15 protein-coding genes are annotated in these 16,986 nt (G+C 70.6%); 6 read left to right on the forward strand and 9 right to left on the reverse strand.

Features of this window, described 5'->3' with window-relative positions; all coding sequences use genetic code 11:
- Window positions 1-191: 191 nt before the first annotated feature.
- The 5 genes from GE300_RS12425 to GE300_RS12445 all read right to left on the reverse strand — a co-directional run bounded on the left by GE300_RS12425 (window position 192) and on the right by GE300_RS12445 (window position 5,587).
- Window positions 192-641, reverse strand: a complete 450-nt coding sequence (locus GE300_RS12425) for an Hsp20 family protein (protein ID WP_154446897.1) — start codon at window positions 639-641, stop codon at window positions 192-194.
- A 154-nt stretch (window positions 642-795) separates the two neighbouring features.
- Complete coding sequence (locus GE300_RS12430; protein ID WP_154446898.1) at window positions 796-1,638, reverse strand: trypsin-like serine peptidase; 843 nt, start codon at window positions 1,636-1,638, stop codon at window positions 796-798.
- An 80-nt stretch (window positions 1,639-1,718) separates the two neighbouring features.
- Complete coding sequence (glcF, locus tag GE300_RS12435; protein ID WP_154446899.1) at window positions 1,719-3,011, reverse strand: glycolate oxidase subunit GlcF; 1,293 nt, start codon at window positions 3,009-3,011, stop codon at window positions 1,719-1,721.
- A gap of 9 nt (window positions 3,012-3,020) precedes the next feature.
- Window positions 3,021-4,157: a glycolate oxidase subunit GlcE gene (gene glcE, locus GE300_RS12440; protein ID WP_154446900.1), complete on the reverse strand. Its 1,137-nt coding sequence runs from the start codon at window positions 4,155-4,157 to the stop codon at window positions 3,021-3,023.
- Window positions 4,154-5,587, reverse strand: a complete 1,434-nt coding sequence (locus GE300_RS12445; protein WP_154446901.1) for an FAD-linked oxidase C-terminal domain-containing protein — start codon at window positions 5,585-5,587, stop codon at window positions 4,154-4,156. The genes glcE and GE300_RS12445 overlap by 4 nt, the downstream gene beginning before the upstream one ends.
- A 100-nt stretch (window positions 5,588-5,687) precedes the next feature.
- On the opposite strand from GE300_RS12445, the gene GE300_RS12450 reads away from it, so the two are divergent.
- The gene (locus GE300_RS12450; protein ID WP_154446902.1) at window positions 5,688-6,419 is read left to right on the forward strand and encodes a DUF599 domain-containing protein; all 732 of its coding nucleotides are present in this window, start codon (window positions 5,688-5,690) and stop codon (window positions 6,417-6,419) included.
- On the opposite strand, the gene GE300_RS12455 is transcribed toward GE300_RS12450, so the two are convergent.
- The 4 genes from GE300_RS12455 to uraH are packed head-to-tail and all read right to left on the reverse strand — an operon-like array spanning window position 6,416 to window position 9,864.
- Complete coding sequence (locus tag GE300_RS12455) at window positions 6,416-7,279, reverse strand: sugar phosphate isomerase/epimerase family protein (protein WP_154446903.1); 864 nt, start codon at window positions 7,277-7,279, stop codon at window positions 6,416-6,418. The two genes, GE300_RS12450 and GE300_RS12455, sit on opposite strands and share 4 nt — an antisense overlap.
- Entirely contained in the window at window positions 7,276-8,229 is a 954-nt protein-coding gene (locus tag GE300_RS12460; RefSeq protein WP_267905443.1) for an NAD(P)-dependent oxidoreductase, read from the reverse strand. Before GE300_RS12460 ends, GE300_RS12455 begins: the two co-directional genes overlap by 4 nt.
- A gap of 38 nt (window positions 8,230-8,267) precedes the next feature.
- Window positions 8,268-9,494, reverse strand: coding sequence for a urate hydroxylase PuuD (locus GE300_RS12465; protein ID WP_154446905.1), 1,227 nt, complete (start codon window positions 9,492-9,494; stop codon window positions 8,268-8,270).
- A 1-nt stretch (window position 9,495) separates the two neighbouring features.
- Complete coding sequence (gene uraH / locus GE300_RS12470; RefSeq protein ID WP_154446906.1) at window positions 9,496-9,864, reverse strand: hydroxyisourate hydrolase; 369 nt, start codon at window positions 9,862-9,864, stop codon at window positions 9,496-9,498.
- Window positions 9,865-9,957: 93 nt separating this feature from the next.
- On the opposite strand from uraH, the gene puuE reads away from it, so the two are divergent.
- The 5 genes from puuE to GE300_RS12495 all read left to right on the forward strand — a co-directional run bounded on the left by puuE (window position 9,958) and on the right by GE300_RS12495 (window position 16,986).
- Window positions 9,958-11,376: an allantoinase PuuE gene (puuE, locus tag GE300_RS12475; protein ID WP_154446907.1), complete on the forward strand. Its 1,419-nt coding sequence runs from the start codon at window positions 9,958-9,960 to the stop codon at window positions 11,374-11,376.
- Window positions 11,373-12,194, forward strand: coding sequence for a bifunctional allantoicase/(S)-ureidoglycine aminohydrolase (locus GE300_RS12480; protein ID WP_154446908.1), 822 nt, complete (start codon window positions 11,373-11,375; stop codon window positions 12,192-12,194). The genes puuE and GE300_RS12480 overlap by 4 nt, the downstream gene beginning before the upstream one ends.
- Window positions 12,191-12,667, forward strand: a complete 477-nt coding sequence (locus GE300_RS12485) for an ureidoglycolate lyase (RefSeq protein ID WP_154446909.1) — start codon at window positions 12,191-12,193, stop codon at window positions 12,665-12,667. The genes GE300_RS12480 and GE300_RS12485 overlap by 4 nt, the downstream gene beginning before the upstream one ends.
- Window positions 12,668-12,906: 239 nt before the next feature.
- Entirely contained in the window at window positions 12,907-14,670 is a 1,764-nt protein-coding gene (locus tag GE300_RS12490; protein ID WP_154446910.1) for a sulfotransferase, read from the forward strand.
- A 57-nt stretch (window positions 14,671-14,727) separates the two neighbouring features.
- Window positions 14,728-16,986: a glycosyltransferase family 2 protein gene (locus GE300_RS12495; RefSeq protein ID WP_154446911.1), complete on the forward strand. Its 2,259-nt coding sequence runs from the start codon at window positions 14,728-14,730 to the stop codon at window positions 16,984-16,986.

Genomic DNA, 16,986 nt, shown 5'->3' on the forward strand with positions numbered 1-16,986 from the left:
CCTGCTCGCGCCGCTTCGGGCGCTGGTGACGCCGGCCCGGCGGCCCAGACTCCGCACCGCCCCTGCCGGCCAATCTGCGGCAGGACATCGGGCTGAAGCCCGGCGGGCGCCCCCGGCGGGGCAGCTGAGCCCTTGAGCGGAAAAAGCCCGCCGTCGCCGGCGGGCTTTCCCTTGTCGATCGTTGGTCGGGATCAGTTCGCGGCGTTTTCCAGCGCCGGAGCCTGACCGATCTCGATCTTGCGCGGCTTCAGCGCCTCGGGCACCTCGCGCACGAGGTCGACATGCAGCAGGCCGTTCTCGGTCGCGGCGCCGGTGGCGCGAACGTGGTCGGCCAGCTGGAAGCGGCGCTCGAAGGCGCGGGTGGCGATGCCGCGGTAGAGGAAGTTCGGCTCGCCTTCCCCGGCAGCTTTCTTGCCCGAGATAACCAGCTGCCCTTCGCGGGCCTCGATGGTCAGCTCGTCATCGGTGAAGCCCGCCACCGCCAGCGTGATGCGGTAGGCGTCGTCGCCGGTCTTCTCGATGTTGTAGGGCGGGTAGGTCTGGCCGCCGACGTCGTTGGTCAGGACGCTGTCCAGGACGTTGGCCAGACGGTCGAAACCGATCGTCGAACGGTAGAGCGGCGTGAAATCATAGGTGCGCATGAGTGCATCCTCCTTCAGAAGCGATACGTCACGGGCGGGCCTTCCACCATCGGACAGGCCCTTTTCCGTCGCCGGACCCTGTCAGAGGCGCCCGGCTGCGACATATCTGGGAAGCAGGATCGGGGCCGTCAAGACCCCGCCCATGCCCGGGGCTTCAGCGCGCGATCTGCGGCAGCCGCCCCGGCTGGCTGGCCGCCGTGCGGCCCAGCTGCTTGGCGATCGATGCGCGGTCGCCCTCGGCCTTGACCTGCAGCGACCGGAACACCGGGTCGCTGACCGCAAGCTGCCGCAGCAGCGAATCCAGCGGCGCGCCCAGCGAGGCGGCGAGCGAAACGTCCTGTTCGCGCCAGCTGGCCATCGCCGACATCACCGAGGCGATCTTGGGGCCGCTGGCGGACTGCACGAAGACCGGCGAGCCCGACGCCCCGAAGGTCACGGCGCAGGACATCACCAGCACGTCGCCGCGCTCGTCCAGCATCTCGCAGGCTTCCTGCAGCGACGGCGCGTCCTCGCGCCCGGCGGCGTAGGAGACGACCATGAACCGGTCCTCGGCGCGGGGCGTGCCGTAACGCTCGAACGGGATCACCGAGGCGTCGCGGATCGGCCGTTCCAGCTCGACGATGGCGACGTCCGAGGCGACCCGCCGCATCTTGTCGTCGTCGTCGTAGCGGTATTTGTCATGCACGATGAACCGGCGGGCCCGGCGGCTGGCGGTGGCGCGGCCGTTGCGCAGCCCCGCCCGGAACACGATGCGGCCGGGGTCGTACATCTCGCCCGAGCGCCGCGAGTAGACGCAGTGCGCCGCGGTCAGGACAAGGCTCTCGCTGATCAGCGCGCCGGTGCAAAACCCGGAATCGTCCAGATCCAGCCGCCCCACGGCCTGCCAGGCGCGCGCTTCGTCCGCGTTCACCAGCATGCGCAGTTCGGATGGCGACTGGGCCCAGACTCCGGTCCCGAGCGCCAGCGCAAGCAGACACCCCGCCAGCTTTCCTATCATGTATTGCCTCGTTCGATTTCTGCCTGTTTCGAAGGACAAGCTTGCCGGGGAAATGTGGCAAGAATAGCGACGCCTTCGGCCTAGTTTTCCCTCAGCTTCCTTGGCTGCGGCCCACCCGTGGCCCAATCGAGCAGTTCGGCGGTGTGAACAACCGGCACAGCGGTGTCCGAACCGATCTGCATCATGCAGCCGATATTGCCCGCGGCGATCACTTGCGGCCGGGTCGCTTCCAGCGTTGCGATCTTGCGCGATTTCAGCTCGCCCGAGATCTCGGGCTGCATCAGGTTATACGTGCCCGCGCTGCCGCAGCACAAGTGCGGATCTTGCGGTTCCACCACCTCGAACCCGGCGGCCTTCAGCAACTTCTTCGGCTGCGCGGTAATTTTCTGCCCGTGCTGCAGCGAGCAGGCGGCGTGATAGGCCACCCGCAGCCGCGGTGCATCCTCGACCGGCGCGATGCCCAGATCGGCCATCACCTCGGTCACGTCGCGGGCGATGGCGGCCACCCGGGCGGCGTCTTCGGCCAGTTGCTCGGTGCGGAACATGTGGCCGTAGTCCTTCACCGTGGTGCCGCAGCCGCTGGTGTTGATGACGACGGCGTCCAGACCGTCGCCGTCCATCTCGGCCGTCCAGGCGCGGATGTTCGCCGCCGCGCTGGCGTGGCTTTCGGCGGTCTTGCCCATGTGGTGGGTCAAAGCGCCGCAGCAGCCGGCGCCGCGCGCCACGACCACCTCGCAGCCGTGCCGGGTCAGCAGCCGGATGGTGGCGTCGTTGATGTCGGTATCCAGCACCCGCTGCGCGCAGCCGGTCAGCAGCGCCACGCGCCGGCGGCGCGCGCCCTCGGCCGGGAACACCTGCGGGCGGTCGTTCGGGCTTGCGGCGGGGATCGCCTCCGGCGCCATGTCGAGCATCGCCCGGAGGCGCGCGTCCGGCATCAGCCCGCGCAGCGGCCGGGCCAGCCGCGCCGCGCGCAGCGCCAGGCGGAAGCGGCCCGGATGCGGCAGGATCCGCGCCAGCAGCCAGCGCAGCGCGCGCTCGGCGGGCGGCCGGCGGTAGGTGTTCTCGATATGCTCGCGGGCGTGGTCGACCAGGTGCATGTAGTGCACGCCCGAGGGGCAGGTGGTCATGCAGGCAAGGCAGGACAGGCAGCGGTCGATGTGCTTGACCGTCTTCTCGTCCGCCGGGCGGCCGCTTTCCAGCATGTCCTTGATCAGGTAGATCCGCCCGCGCGGGCTGTCCAGCTCGTCCCCCAGCACCTGGTAGGTCGGGCAGGTCGCGGTGCAGAAGCCGCAGTGCACGCAGGCGCGCAGCACCTGGTTGGAACGGGCGGTCTGCGGATCGGCAAGCTGTTCGGGGGTGAAATTGGTCTGCATGTCGGATCCTCAGCCGCCCATCCGGCCCGGGTTCAGCACGCCCTGCGGGTCGAACTGCGCGCGCAGCCCGGCGGCGATCCTCGCCAGCGGCGCGGGCTCGGGGTGAAACACGCGCAGCCGCGCCTTGGTGCCCTCGTCGCCGCGCACCAGGGTGGCGTGGCCCGGCAGCCCCTCCAGCGCCGCGCGCAGATCGGTGCCCTTGGGCATCAGCAGCCATACCAGCCCGCCGCCCCAGTCGTAGTAGACAGGATGATCGAGGCCGGCGCGGCGCCGCACCTCGGGGCCGTCGGTGGGCCGGACCGAGACGCGCCAGACGTCGCCGACCGCGTCGCCCAGCGTCTGGCCGTCGCGCACCGCCGTCCACGGCGCCGCATCGTCGCGTTCGGTGATCTCGTCGGCGTACTTGCGCAGCAGCTCGCGCAGCTGGCCGGCGCGGTAGGCGACCGACTCGGCGAAACCCTCGATGCGGAGCAGGGTGATCGGGCCGTCCGCGGGCCCCGGCAGGTGCGCGGCCCCGGTCACGTCGAACGGCGAGCCCAGCGCCGCCGACATCGCCGCCACCGCCGCGTTGTCCGTCAACCCGTGCAGGCAGAGCGTGGCGCTGCTTTCCGGCGCCGGCAGCAGCTTGAAGGCGACCTCGGTCAGCACGCCCAGCGTGCCGTGGCTGCCGGCCAACAGCTTGACCAGATCGTAGCCGGTGACGTTCTTCATCACCCGGCCGCCGTTCTTCAGCACCGTGCCGCGGCCGTCGACGAAGCGCACGCCGATCAGGCTGTCGCGGCAGGCGCCGGCCTGGATCCGGCGCGGCCCGGAGACGTTGGCCGCAACCACGCCGCCGATCGTCGGCGCGCCGTTGGTGCCGTAAAGCGCGCGGTGGTCCATCGGCTCGAACGGCAGACGCTGGTTCTCGGCGGCGAGCGCGGCCTCGATCTGCTCCAGCGGCGTGCCCGCGGCCGCGACCAGCGTCAGCGCGCCGGGCTCGTGCAGGCGGATGCCGGAAAGGCCGCCGGTCTCCAGCACCTCGCCGGTGACGGCGTGGCCCAGCCCGGCGCGGGTGCCGCCGCCGCGGATCGCCAGCGGCGTGCCGGCGGCGGCGGCCGCGGCGACGGCCTCGGCCAGATCGGATTCGGTCGTCGGCGAGATCATGCGGCGCGGCGGCTTTCGGTGGTGGACAGCGGGAACACCTTGGCCGGGTTCAGCAGCCAATTCGGGTCGAACACGTCCTTGACCCGCAACTGCGCCTCGATGTCCGCGGCGGTGTACTGGGTCAGCATCAGGTCGCGCTTTTCTACGCCGACACCGTGTTCGCCGGTCAGGCAGCCGCCGACCTCGACGCACAGCTTCAGGATCTCGGCGCCCAACGCCTCGCAGGTTTCCAGCTGGCCGGGGGCGTTGGCGTCGAACAGGATCAGCGGGTGCATGTTGCCGTCGCCGGCGTGGAACACGTTGGCGACCTCCAGCCCGTATTCCTTCGACAGCGCGCCGATGCGGCCCAGCACATGCGGCAGCTGGCTGACCGGGATGGTCCCGTCCAGGCACATGTAGTCGTTGATCTGCCCCATCGCGCCGAAGGCGGACTTGCGGCCCAGCCAGATCGCGGCGGATTCCTCGGCCGAACGGCTTTCGCGCCATTCGGTCGGGCTGTGGCGGTCGGCGATGGTCTTGATCCGCGCCAGCTGCGCGTCGATCTCGGCCTCGGAGCCCTCGACCTCGACGATCAGCAGCGCCTCGACATCCGGATAGCCGGCGTGGGCGAACGCCTCGCAGGCGCGGATGCAGGGGCGGTCCATGAACTCGATGGCGACCGGCAGCACGCCGGCCTTGATGATGTCCGACACGCACGCGCCGGCGACCTCGTTCGAGTCGAACCCCATCAGCACCGGGCGCGCGCCCTCGGGCTTGCGCAGGATGCGCAGCGTCGCCTCGGTCACCACGCCAAGCTGCCCTTCCGAGCCGCAGAGCACGCCCAGCAGGTCGTAGCCCGGCGCGTCCAGATGCGCGCCGCCAAGCTGGACGATCTCGCCCGCCATCGTCACCAGCGTCACGCCCAGCAGGTTGTTGGTGGTGACGCCGTATTTCAGGCAGTGCGCCCCGCCCGAGTTCATCGCGATGTTGCCGGCGATGGCGCAGGCCAGCTGGCTGGAGGGATCGGGGGCGTAGAAGAAATCGTCGGCCTCGACCGCGCCGGTGACGGACAGGTTGGTGCGGCCGGACTGCACGCGGATCACGCGGTTGTCGTAGTCGGTTTCCAGCACGCGGTTGAGCTTGGCCACGCCCAGGATGATGCTGTCGGCGGTGGGCAGCGCGCCGCCGGCCAGCGACGTGCCCGAGCCGCGCGGCACCACCGGCACGCCCTCGGCATGGCACAGCTTCAGCACCGCGGCGACCTGCTCGGTGGTGGACGGCAGCACCGCGGCCAGCGGCGGGCAGCGATAGGCGGTCAGCGCGTCGCACTCGTAGGCGCGGGTCTCGGCCGGGTCCGAGATCACCGCCTCGGGCGGCAGGATCCGGCACAGCCGGGCGACGATCTCGTCCTTGCGGGCAAGGATGGCCTGGGACGGCCGGGGCATCTGCATCGCGGTGGGCCTTTCGGGCGGGGGCCTTTCGGTACTGCGGCGGATTTTCGCCCGCCGCGCGGAGGATTGCAAACGCCATCGACGCGGGCGACAAGGCGGCATGCTGAACCTCACCGACCCCGGCCCGCTGCTGAGCGCCTTTTCCGCCATCGACTGGGCCGCGGCGGCGCTGACGCTGGCGACGCTGTTCCTGTCCACCTGGGTGATCGAGCATCCGCCGAAGGGGCGGCCGTCGACGCATGTGCTGATGCACCACTACCGCCGCGCCTGGCTGCACGAGATGGCGCTGCGCGACGTGCGCATCTTCGACGCGCAGCTGCTGGCGACGCTGCGGCAGGGCACCGCCTTTTTCGCATCCACGACGATGATCGCCATCGGCGGCGGCGCGGCGGCGCTGGGCCGGACCGAGCAACTGGATTCGGTGGCGAGCGACCTGAACCAGGCGCTGTCGGCGCCGATCGTGGTGTGGGAGGTCAAGATCCTGTTCGTGATCGCCTTCCTGACCTTCGCCTTCCTGAAGTTCGTCTGGTCGATGCGGCTGTTCGGCTATTGCGCGGTGCTGATGGCGGCCACCCCCAGCGAGCAGGACCCCGAGGCGGCGATGGCGATGGCGACCCGCGCGGCGCGGGTGAACATCCTCGCCGACCGTGCCTTCACCCGCGGGCTGCGCGGGCTGTATTTCGCCATCGCCGCGCTGGGCTGGTTCCTGGGCCCGGCGGTGATGATCGGCGCGGTGCTGCTGACCGGCTCGATCCTGTGGCGGCGCGAGTTCAAGTCGCAGACCCGCACCGCGCTGCTGGAAGGCATGCCGAGGCCCTGGACCCCGAGCTAGCCGAACAGCGACTTGAAGAGCTCGACGTTCTGCCGGAAGCCGGCCTCGAAATCGCCGTCGCCGGGGTGGTAGACGCTTTCGAACGACACCGGGCCGGCATAGCCGTCGCGCTTCAGCGCCGCGGCGATGCTCGGGTAGGCGCCCGCCAGCTGGCCCGCGCCCATCGGCCGCACCTCGAGCGTCGCCTTCGGCGTGTCGACCTGCACGTCCTTGATGTGGATATGGCCGATATAGCCGTCGCGGAGGGTCTGATAGGCGTCTTCCGGGTCCTCGTGGCAGTAGCAGGCGTTGGCCGGATCCCACAGCACCTTGAGCGTGTCCTTCGCATCCAGATCGTCGATCAGCCTGCGCGCCGTCCAGGCCGAGTGGACCATGGTACCGTTGCCGGTCTCGACCACCAGCGTCACGCCCTCGGACCGGGCCAGTTCCACCGCCGGGGCGATCAGGGGAAGCTGCGCATCCCATGCGCCCCTGGCGACGTTCCAGACCTCGGCGCCGTGGCTGCCCCAGAGGATCATCTCCTTCTTGCCGGTCATGATCCGCACCAGCCCGCAGTCCAGCGCCTGCGCCATGCCGATGCAGCGCCTGAGCGCCTCCATGTGGCGGGTGTGCTCGGCGTCGCCAGGGCGGGCGTCGGACATCCGCATGCCCGCGAACAGGTGCCGCGAGATGCAGGAGACGGGGGTGCCGTGGCTGTTGGTCAGGTCACGCACCGCGCCGGTCTGCTCGGGCGTCAGGTCGCCGACCTCGGTGTCGCCGATGAACTGCAGCTCGGCCTCGGCCAGCCCGGATTCGGTCGCGACGCACAGCGCGTGGTCGAGGTCGCGGCTGATGCCGTCGGTGATGACGCCCAGCCTCATCGGTGCAGCTCCTTGCCGGTGATCTCTTCGGTGATGCGGGTGACGGACCAGTTGTCGCCGTTCGGGTATCTGGTCTTGCCGGCCTGGAACAGCTGCATCGCGGTGGACGCGGTGAACTGCGGCACGCCCAGCGACCGGGCCATGTCCATGACGATGGTCAGGTCCTTGTACATGGTCGCGATATGGCTGCCGGTGCCCTCGAACCTGCGGTCGATGATGTTCTCCAGCGCGGCGCGCACCGCCGGGCAGCCGGCCGAGGAGTTCACGAACACGTCGTGGACCACCTGGCCCTTCACCCCGGCGGCGGCGGCCAGCGCGGCGGATTCGAACACGCCGGCGAAGATCGCGCCGTTCAGCGATTGCAGGCAGGCCTTGACCGTCTGCCCCATGCCGGGCTCGGTCCCGACGCGGTGGATGGTGGCCGAGACCGCCTCCATCGCCGGGCGGGCCCTGTCCAGCGCCGCGTCCGAGCCGGCGGCCATCATCACCAGGGTGCCGTTCTGCGCGCCGGGAAAGCCGCCCGAGACCGGCGTGTCGACCAGCGCGATGCCGGTGCCGTCCAGCGCGCGGCCGATCGCGGCGGCCTCGTCCGGAAGGATGGTGGCGGTCAGCAGGACCACCGATCCGGGGGCCATCGCCGGCGCGACCTGATCGACGATGACGTCGTGCGCCTGCGCGCCGGTCATCACCATGACGAACACCGCGTCCGCGCCGGTCGCCGCCTCGGCGGCCGACGCCGCCGGGATGCCGCCCAGCGCGGCGAACGCCTCCATCCGGCCTTGCGCCAGGTCGAAGCCGGTACACTCGAACCCGGCCGCGATCACATTCTTCGCCAGCCCGGAGCCCATGTCCCCGAGACCAATCACGCCTATACGCATCGCCACCACCTCCATCGCGTGCGCCCAGGCCTTCTTCCGCCACGCACGTGACCAGGTGAGGCAAACCGTCAACCCGTGCGGCGAGCCTGCCGCAGGTGCGCGTGATTTGTCTAGAGCGCGCCGCCGCTGGCGCGGCGATACCAGTCGACGATCAGCGCGCGCTCGGCGTCCTCCATGTGCGACAGGTTCGCGGGCGGCATGGCGCGGGTGACGCCGGCCTGAAGATAGATCTCGCGGGCGTGGCGGGCGATGTCCTCGGGGGTGTCCAGCCGCACGCCCTTGGGCGGCCAGAGAATGCCGTCCCAGCCCGGCTCGGCCGCGTGGCACATCGCGCAGCGGCCGGTCACCACGTCGGTCACCTGCGCGAAGCCGTCGGCGGCGGCGAAGCGCTGCGCGGCGGGGGTCATCGCCTGCGCCTCGGGCTGGCGCAGCGGCTGCGCGGACAGCCACATGATCACGATGAAGATCACCGCCGTCGCCGCCCAGGTCCAGGTCGGGTTGCCCCGGCGCGCGTGCAGCGTGTTGAAGTAGTGCCGGATGGTGACGCCCATCAGGAACACCAGGCTGGCGATCGCCCAGTTCCACGGGCTGGCGAAGGCCAGCGGATAATGGTTCGACAGCATCAGGAACAGCACCGGCAGCGTCAGGTAGTTGTTGTGCGTGCTGCGCTGCTTGGCGATCCTGCCGTACTTCGCATCCGGCGTGCGGCCGGCCTTCAGGTCCGCGACCACGATCTTCTGGTTCGGGATGATGATGAAGAACACGTTCGCCGACATGATCGTGGCGGTGAACGCGCCCAGATGCAGCAGCGCCGCCCGCCCCGAGAACACCTGCGCGTAGCCCCAGGCCATCGCCACCAGGATCAGGTAAAGGCCCAGCATCAGCCGGGTGTTGTCGTCGCCGAAGCGGCTCTTGCAGATCAGGTCGTAGGCAAGCCAGCCGAAGCCGATCGAGGCCAGCGAGATCAGGATCGCGACCCAGATCGGCAGGTCCAGCACCGACGGGTCCACCAGATACAGCTCGGCGCCGACATAATAGACCAGCACCAGCATGGCGAAACCGGTCAGCCAGGTGGAATAGCTTTCCCATTTGAACCAGACCAGGTGGTCGGGAAGGTTCGACGGGGCGACCAGGTATTTCTGGATGTGGTAGAAGCCGCCGCCGTGGACCTGCCATTCCTCGCCGTCCGCCCCGCTTGCCAGGTTCCGGTCCCGGTGCAGCCCCAGGTCCAGCGCAATGAAATAGAAGGACGAGCCGATCCAGGCGATGCCGGTAATGACATGCGCCCAGCGGACCGCGAACTCGATCCAGGCGCCGATGACGGCGGCATCGTACATCTCAGCTGCCCCGGTAGGTGGAATAGCCGTAGGGCGAGACCAGCAGCGGCACGTGGTAGTGCGCGGCCGCGTCGGCGATGCCGAAGCGGATCGGCACCACCTCCAGGAACGCCGGCTCGGGCAGGTCGCTGCCCATGCGCAGGTGATAGTCGCCGACGTGGAACTCCAGCTGGTAAGTGCCGGTGGCGAAGGTCTCGACCGGCAGGATCGGCGCGTCGGTGCGCCCGTCGCTGTTGGTGACGCGTGTGGTCAGGTGCACGCGCCCGCCGTCGTCGACGCGGTAGAGCGAGATCTCGAGACCCTCGGCCGGCAGGCCCAGCGCCGTATCCAGCACATGCGTGGTCAGGAAACCGCCCGCAGGTTCGTTCATCGCGTGTCTCCGGATTGTCCTTGCCCGCGCGGGGCGTCTATTCTGCGCCGGATGTTGCGTCGCGACGCAGCCCGACACAAGACCCGAGGTCCCATGCCCGACCGCTATCCCCGCGACTTGCACGGCCACGGCCCCGCGCCCCGGGACCCGAAGTGGCCAGGCGGCGCCAAGGTCGTCGTCCAGATCGTCCTGAACTACGAGGAGGGCGGCGAGAACTGCCTGCTGCACGGCGATCCGGCCTCCGAGGCGTTCCTGTCCGAGGTCGTCGGCGCCCAGCCCTGGCCCGGCCAGCGGCACTGGAACGTCGAGACGATGTACGAGTACGGCGCCCGCGTCGGCTTCTGGCGGCTGCACCGGCTGCTGACGCAGATGAACGTGCCGGTCACCGTCTACGGCGTCGCCGCGGCGCTGGCGCGCAGCCCGGCGCAGGTCGCCGCGATGCAGGACGCCGGCTGGGAGATCGCCAGCCACGGCCTGCGCTGGATCGAGTACAAGGATTTCTCCGAGGCCGAGGAACGCGCCCACATGGACGAGGCGATCCGGCTGCACACCGAGGTGACGGGCGAGCGCCCGCGCGGCTGGTACACCGGCCGCTGCACCGAGCGCACGCTGGACCTGGTGACGCAGGAGGGCGGTTTCGCCTACGCCGCCGACAGCTACGCCGACGAGCTGCCGTACTGGCACCGGCACGGCGGGCGGGATCAGCTGGTGATCCCCTATTCGCTGGACGCCAATGACTCGCGCTTCGTCGGCGCACCCGGGTTCAGCCACGGGCAGGACTTCTTCACCTACCTGCACGACGCCTTCGACGTGATGTACGAGGAAGGCCACCACGGCCCGGCGCGGATCCTGTCGGTCGGCCTGCACTGCCGGCTGGCGGGCCGTCCGGGGCGGCTGGCGGGGCTGAAGAAGTTCCTCGAGCACGCGAAGCGGCACGAGGGCGTCTGGATCGCGCGCCGCGTCGACATCGCCGGGCACTGGGCGAAGGCGCATCCGCCGCAGGCATGGGACCGGCCCTCGCAGATGGACCGCGAGACGTTCGTGGCGAAGTGGGGCGGGATCTTCGAGAACTCTGCCTGGGTGGCGGAACGGGCCTACGAGCTGGAACTGGGTCCGGCGCACGACACCGCCGTCGGGATGCATTCGGCGCTGGCGCGGGCGTTCCGCGCGGCCTCGGACGCCGAACGTCTGGGCGTGCTGCGGGCGCACCCGGATCTGGCGGGCAAGCTGGCCGCCGCACGGGCGCTGACCCCGGAAAGCACCGCCGAGCAGGCCGGCGCCGGGCTCGACATGCTGACCGACGCCGAGCGCGCCCGGTTTGCCGAACTGAACACGCGCTACACCGACCGGTTCGGCTTTCCGTTCATCATCGCGGTCAAGGACCACGACAAGGCGGGGATCCTGGCCGCCTTCGAGGCCCGGCTGGAGAACGACCCCGAGGACGAGCGCGCCGCCGCCTGCCGGCAGGTCGAGCGCATCGCCGCGCTGCGGCTGAAGGACCGGCTGCCATGACCCGCTATGCCCTGCCGGCCGCCGGCCTGCCCGACCAGCGAGCGGTGATGACCGACCGGGCGATCTTCACCGACGCCTACGCGGTGATCCCGCGCGGCGTGATGCGCGACATCGTCACCAGCTTTCTGCCCGGCTGGACCGGCACCCGCGCCTGGATCATCGCGCGGCCGCTGAGCGGCTTCGCCGAGACCTTCGCGCAGTACATCGTCGAGGTTTCCGCCAGCGGCGGCTCGGACACGCCCGAGCCGGACAGCCGGGCGCAGGCGGTGCTGTTCGTCGTCGGCGGCACCCTGACGGTGACGGTCGACGGCGCGACCGAGGCGCTGGCCGCGGGCGGCTTCGCCTACATCCCCTGCGGCGCGGACTGGTCGGTGCGCAACGACGCGGCCGAGCCCGCGACCTTCCACTGGGTCCGCAAGCGCTGGGAGCCTGCGCCGGGCCTCGACCGGCCCGACCCGGTCTTCGCCGACGAGGCGCGGATCGACCCGACGCCGATGCCCGGCACCGACGCCTGGACGACCACGCGCTTCGTCGATCCGGCCGATCTGCGCCACGACATGCACGTCACCGTCGTCACCTTCCGGCCCGGCGGCAACATCCCCTTCGCCGAGACGCATGTGATGGAGCACGGGCTCTATGTGCTGGAGGGCAAGGCGGTCTACCGGCTGAACGGCGACTGGGTCGAGGTCGAGGCCGGCGATTTCATGTGGCTGCGCGCGTTCTGCCCGCAGGCCTGCGTCGCCGCCGGCCCCGGTCCGTTCCGCTACCTGCTCTACAAGGACGTGAACCGGCACCCGAAGCTGGGAGTGGGCGGATGATCCGCACCGAGCCGCTGACCGCCGAGGCGTTCGCGCCGTTCGGCCAGGTGCTGCAGGTCGCGGGCGAGCCGTCGATGATCATCAACCAGGGCAATTGCGGGCGCTGGCACGACCTGGCCGACCTGGACATGGGCGGCGGGCGCGCCGGCCTGAGCCTGTTCCGGGCGAAGCCGCGCGCCCTGCCCTATGCGCTCGAGATGCTGGAACGGCACCCGCTGGGCGCGCAGGCGTTCGTGCCGATGACCGCCGATCCGTTCCTGGTGATCGTCGCCCCGGACGCGGGCGGGCGGCCCGGCGCGCCCCGCGCCTTCGTGACCGCGCCGGGCCAGGGGGTGAATTATCGCCGGGGCACCTGGCACGGAGTGCTGACGCCGCTGACCGGGCCTGGCCTGTTCGCGGTGGTGGACCGGATCGGCGACGGCGACAACCTTCAGGAACACTGGCTCGAGACGCCGCTCACCATCGCCCGGTGACCCGGATGCGGCGAAGGCCGCGCACTTCGCCCCCTGCCGCCGGGTCGCAGCCGCGACGCCCGCGCCGCCGCGGATCGAAGGCGAATTACCGTCATTCTGCCCGCGCAGCAGAAAAATAATTTGTACCGCAACACAAAATGGGCACTTTCTCGCGAAAATTAGCTGCTCATGATCCAGACGCGCTGCCGGCCGACGGTGTTCGGCGGTGCATGACCAGATAGTATTGAGGGCCTTGTATTGTGACTATCCCGGACGATCGCCTTGACCCCGCACCCGCCCCGATCGGCAAACTGGTTGACCTGGCTGAAGCTGCCTCGAACGAACGGAACTGGTCCGAGGCGATTGCCCGCTGGACCGCCTGTTTCGCACACCCCGAGGCGCACCCCGCACCGCGCTGGCACGCGGCCCTGGGCAACGCACTGCTGGCGTCCGGACAGGCGAATCGCGCCGTCGACGTTTTCGAGCCCGCACGCGTCCGGCATCCGAAGGCGCCGGAAATCGCGCTCGGGCTGGCGCGCGCCTACACCCGCGCCGAGCGGTGGGACGACGCGGCCGGCGTGTGGGCGGCCTGCATCGCCGAGTTTCCCGACCGGGTCCGATCCGACTGGCGCGTGAATTATGCCGAATGCCTGGGCCATCTCGAGCGCTGGGCCGAGGCCGAGGAGCAGACAACGCTGGTAGTCGATACCGAGCCGGTGCGGGTGGCGATCATGGCGCTGCACGCGCGCTGCGCGCAGCAGCGCGGCGACTGGCCGGCCGCGCTGGAACGGTGGGACCGCTGCATCGCCGCGGCGGACGACGCGCGGCCGATCTGGCTGATGGACCGTGCCACCGCCCTGCAGGCGGTCGGGCGCAGCGCCGAGGCGACCGCGGCCTTCAACCTGATCCGCGACTCCGGCCGCGCCACCTGCAACGAAACGCGCCGCGCCTTCGTGCAGGCGATGACGCGGGCCCGGCGGGGCGACGAGCTGGCGCAGGCGTTCACCGAAGGTTTCCTGAAGGACGCGCCGCCGGACCCGAGCGATCTGACCGCGGCGCGCGGGCTGATCACCTGCAACCGCGTCGACGACGCGCGGCGGCTGTTCGCGCGCCTGCTGCCCGAGCTGCACAACGCTCAGGGGCTGGTCCGCAGCCTGAACATCGTCGCGCTGGCCCATGACGCCGACGAACGCCCGGCGCTCTACCGCCGGATCGCCGATCGCGCCCACGAGATGCTGGCCGCGGAGCCGACGGACGTGGCGCCGCTGCACCGCGCGCGGGTCGGCGCCGCCTTCGGCACCCGGGACATCGGCCTGATCCGAACGGCGGTCGCCGACGCCGAGGCGGACGATCCCGCCGCCGCCGCGCCTGCGCGCGAGATCCTGCGGCGCATCGAAACCCCGGACGATCCGGCGCACCGGCGCGGCAAGGTGTTCTGCATCGGCCTGTCCAAGACCGGCACCACCTCGCTGTCGCGGGCCCTCGGGATGCTTGGCTATGCCTCGGCGCACTGGGCGAACCCCTACACCTGGGAATTGCTGGGCGAGCGGGATCTGCTGCTGTTCGATGCGCTGGCCGACACCCCGATCACCTGGCAGTTCCGGCAGCTGGAGGAATCGTTTCCCGACGCGCGGTTCATCTTCACCAGCCGGCCGCTGGAGGACTGGCGCAGGTCCTGGAGGAAACACATGATCCGCGACCTGGGCGTGGCGGATTTCGACGGCTTCAAGGCAATGATCGAAAGCCCCGATCGCGTTCGCTATGGCGAGCGGTACCGCCGCATTCACCGGGATCTCTATGGCCGATACGACGACCCCGACAGCGCGTTCCTGGGCCTGGGCGAGGAGATCCGCGCGCATTTCTCCGGCGCCAGGGCGGACAAGCTGCTGGAATTCGACGTGTTCGCCGGAGACGGGTTCAACAAGCTTTGCGGATTTCTGCGGCGGCCGATCCCGAAAGACCCCTTCCCGTGGAGCAATGCCGCCCACGAGAAGCCGCGGGTGGTCTACGCCACCGCCTCCTGACAAGATGTCTCGCGCATTCCCGGCCTGGGACGGACCCGGCCAGCCAAGGTGGACGACATGACGATCGACTTCGGGGCACACGGCGATGACGCCGCGCCGGACATGGGTTCCGCCGCGGACGGCGCGGCGAGCATCGAGGACGTGGTGGCGCGGGCCGAACAGGCGCGCGCGGACCGGAACTGGACCGCCGCCGCCGAGCTGTGGTCCGAGGCGTTGCGCCGGTTCCCGGGAAAGGCGCGGCCGGCCTGGTTCCTGAGCCTGGGCGACACGCTGCTGGACCTGCGCCGCACCGGCCGGGCCGAGCAGGTGTTCCAGGCGGGCGCCGAGCGCTTTCCCGCCGCCGTCGGGCTGCAGGCCGCGCTGGCCCGCACCGCCGTCGCCCGCCGCGACTGGCCTGCGGCCGCGCTGCGCTGGCAGGCGTGCGTCGACCGCTTTCCCGACGAGGTGCGGCCGCACTGGCTGATCTCGCTGGGCAGCGCGCTGATCAGCATGGGCAGCCTCGACCGGGCCGAGCGGGTGCTGGCCGATGCGGTCGCGCGGTTTCCCGACAACCGCCGGGCCTTCGTCTCGCAGGCCAGGGTCGCAGCGGAACGCCAGGACTGGGCGGAATGCGCCGCGCGCTGGCGCACGGTCATCGCCACCTTCCCCGATCAGGACCTGCCCGAGAACGGCGCCGGCCTCGCCCGTGCCCTGCGCATGGCCGGCCGCTTCGACGAGGCCGACGCCGTGCTGCGCAGCTATATTGCCGCACACCCGAACGAGGCCGAGCTGTACATGGCGCTGGCGACCAACGCGCACATTGCGCGCGATACCGACGCGCGCGCGCGTCGCTGGGCGGATGCGCGGCAGCGGTTCCCCGCCGCGGTCGAGACCAGCCCGCTGTTCAAGGCGTTCCAGCTGGACGCGCAGACCGGCGCGGATGTCTCGGACGACTACCGGTTCGACCCCGGCCTGACCGAGGCCGCCGCGCTGGCGCGGGTGAACTCGCTGTCGGCGCACCTGCTCGTGATCGACGCGGTGGCGCTGATCGGCCGCTATCACCAGCTCTACCCCGACAACCTGCGGATCTGGGCCAAGTACGTCCGCGGCCTGGCCCGGCAGCTGTCCGGTCCGGCCGACCTGGCGCGGCTGCTGGACGAGACCGCGCGCCTGTGCCGGGCGGCCCCGGAGAGCCGGCAGGCGATGCAGGAACGCGGCCTGGCGCTGATCTGTGCCGACGACCGCGACGCGATGCAGGATCATGTCGGGCGGATGGAGCGCGACCTGGGGCGCGGCGCAGACACCGACACGATGCGGATCTGGCTCCGCGCGGCGCAGGGCGACGCCGCGGGCGCCGCGCGGCTGTACGCCGAGCGGAAGCAGCACACCTACGTCCCGGCCAGCGACGCGCCGATCCGCCGGTTCGAGCGGCTGGACGACACGCCCGCGCCGGCGATGCGCGACGGCATCGTGCTGTTCGCGCCGATGCGCAACGAACGGGCCTTCCTGCCCTGGTTCCTGAAGCATTATCGCGGCATCGGCGTCGAGCGATTCGTGCTGGTCGACAACGGCTCGACCGACGGATCGCGGGACTACGCCGCGGCGCAGCCCGACGTGCTGCTCTACGGCACCGACGACAATTTCTTCCAGGCCGCCTCGGGGATGCGGTGGATCAACCACATGATCGCGCTGCACGGCCAGGACAACTGGTGCCTGTTCGTGGACATGGACGAACAGCTGGTGTTTCCCGGCATGGACGGCACCGGGCTGCGCGGCCTGGTGACGGCGATGGCGGACCGCGGCGACGAGGTGATGCCGGCGTTCATGCTGGACACCTTTCCGCGGCGGATCGGCGATCTTTACGACTGGCAGCCCGAACAGGACCCGCTGGAAGCGGTGCCGCTGTTCGACCGGACGCACTTCGCCTATGGCGGGCCGGATGCGCCGCACCGGCAGGTGCGCGGCGGCGTCCGCAACCGTCTGTTCGGCATGGCCGAGGTCCTGGAGAAGGCGCCGATCCTGCGCGGCCGGCCCGGGCTGCACTACACCGGCAACCACACCACCGCGCCGGCGCGGGTCAGCGATGCCGGCTGCGTGCTGCTGCACCACAAGATGCTGCAGGAGGGCATCGGCCTGAAATCGGAAATCCACATCACCGCCAACGAACGCGTCCGCGACCGCAACCCCGCCTGCCAGCGCCGCTACCTGCGCTACCGCGACGTGCTGCAGGCGCTGGGCCGAGATGCGGGGCTGGAATCGGAGCAAAGCGAGTGCTACCGCTCGGCCGAACAGCTGGTGCAACTGGGACTGATGAAGGAGATCGGCGATGCCGTGTGA

The sequence above is a fragment of the Halovulum marinum genome (genome assembly GCF_009697225.1).
Classification (GTDB): Bacteria; Pseudomonadota; Alphaproteobacteria; order Rhodobacterales; family Rhodobacteraceae; genus Halovulum; species Halovulum marinum.

Coding starts and splice junctions, on each gene's coding strand:
- puuE (WP_154446907.1), top strand. CDS start 9,958: ATGCCCGACCGCTATCCCCGCGACTTGCACGGCCACGGCCCCGCGCCC.
- GE300_RS12465 (WP_154446905.1), bottom strand. CDS start 9,494: ATGTACGATGCCGCCGTCATCGGCGCCTGGATCGAGTTCGCGGTCCGC.
- GE300_RS12445 (WP_154446901.1), bottom strand. CDS start 5,587: ATGCAGATGCCCCGGCCGTCCCAGGCCATCCTTGCCCGCAAGGACGAG.
- glcF (WP_154446899.1), bottom strand. CDS start 3,011: ATGCAGACCAATTTCACCCCCGAACAGCTTGCCGATCCGCAGACCGCC.
- GE300_RS12495 (WP_154446911.1), top strand. CDS start 14,728: ATGACGATCGACTTCGGGGCACACGGCGATGACGCCGCGCCGGACATG.
- glcE (WP_154446900.1), bottom strand. CDS start 4,157: ATGATCTCGCCGACGACCGAATCCGATCTGGCCGAGGCCGTCGCCGCG.
- GE300_RS12450 (WP_154446902.1), top strand. CDS start 5,688: ATGCTGAACCTCACCGACCCCGGCCCGCTGCTGAGCGCCTTTTCCGCC.
- GE300_RS12455 (WP_154446903.1), bottom strand. CDS start 7,279: ATGAGGCTGGGCGTCATCACCGACGGCATCAGCCGCGACCTCGACCAC.
- uraH (WP_154446906.1), bottom strand. CDS start 9,864: ATGAACGAACCTGCGGGCGGTTTCCTGACCACGCATGTGCTGGATACG.
- GE300_RS12485 (WP_154446909.1), top strand. CDS start 12,191: ATGATCCGCACCGAGCCGCTGACCGCCGAGGCGTTCGCGCCGTTCGGC.
- GE300_RS12480 (WP_154446908.1), top strand. CDS start 11,373: ATGACCCGCTATGCCCTGCCGGCCGCCGGCCTGCCCGACCAGCGAGCG.
- GE300_RS12430 (WP_154446898.1), bottom strand. CDS start 1,638: ATGATAGGAAAGCTGGCGGGGTGTCTGCTTGCGCTGGCGCTCGGGACC.
- GE300_RS12425 (WP_154446897.1), bottom strand. CDS start 641: ATGCGCACCTATGATTTCACGCCGCTCTACCGTTCGACGATCGGTTTC.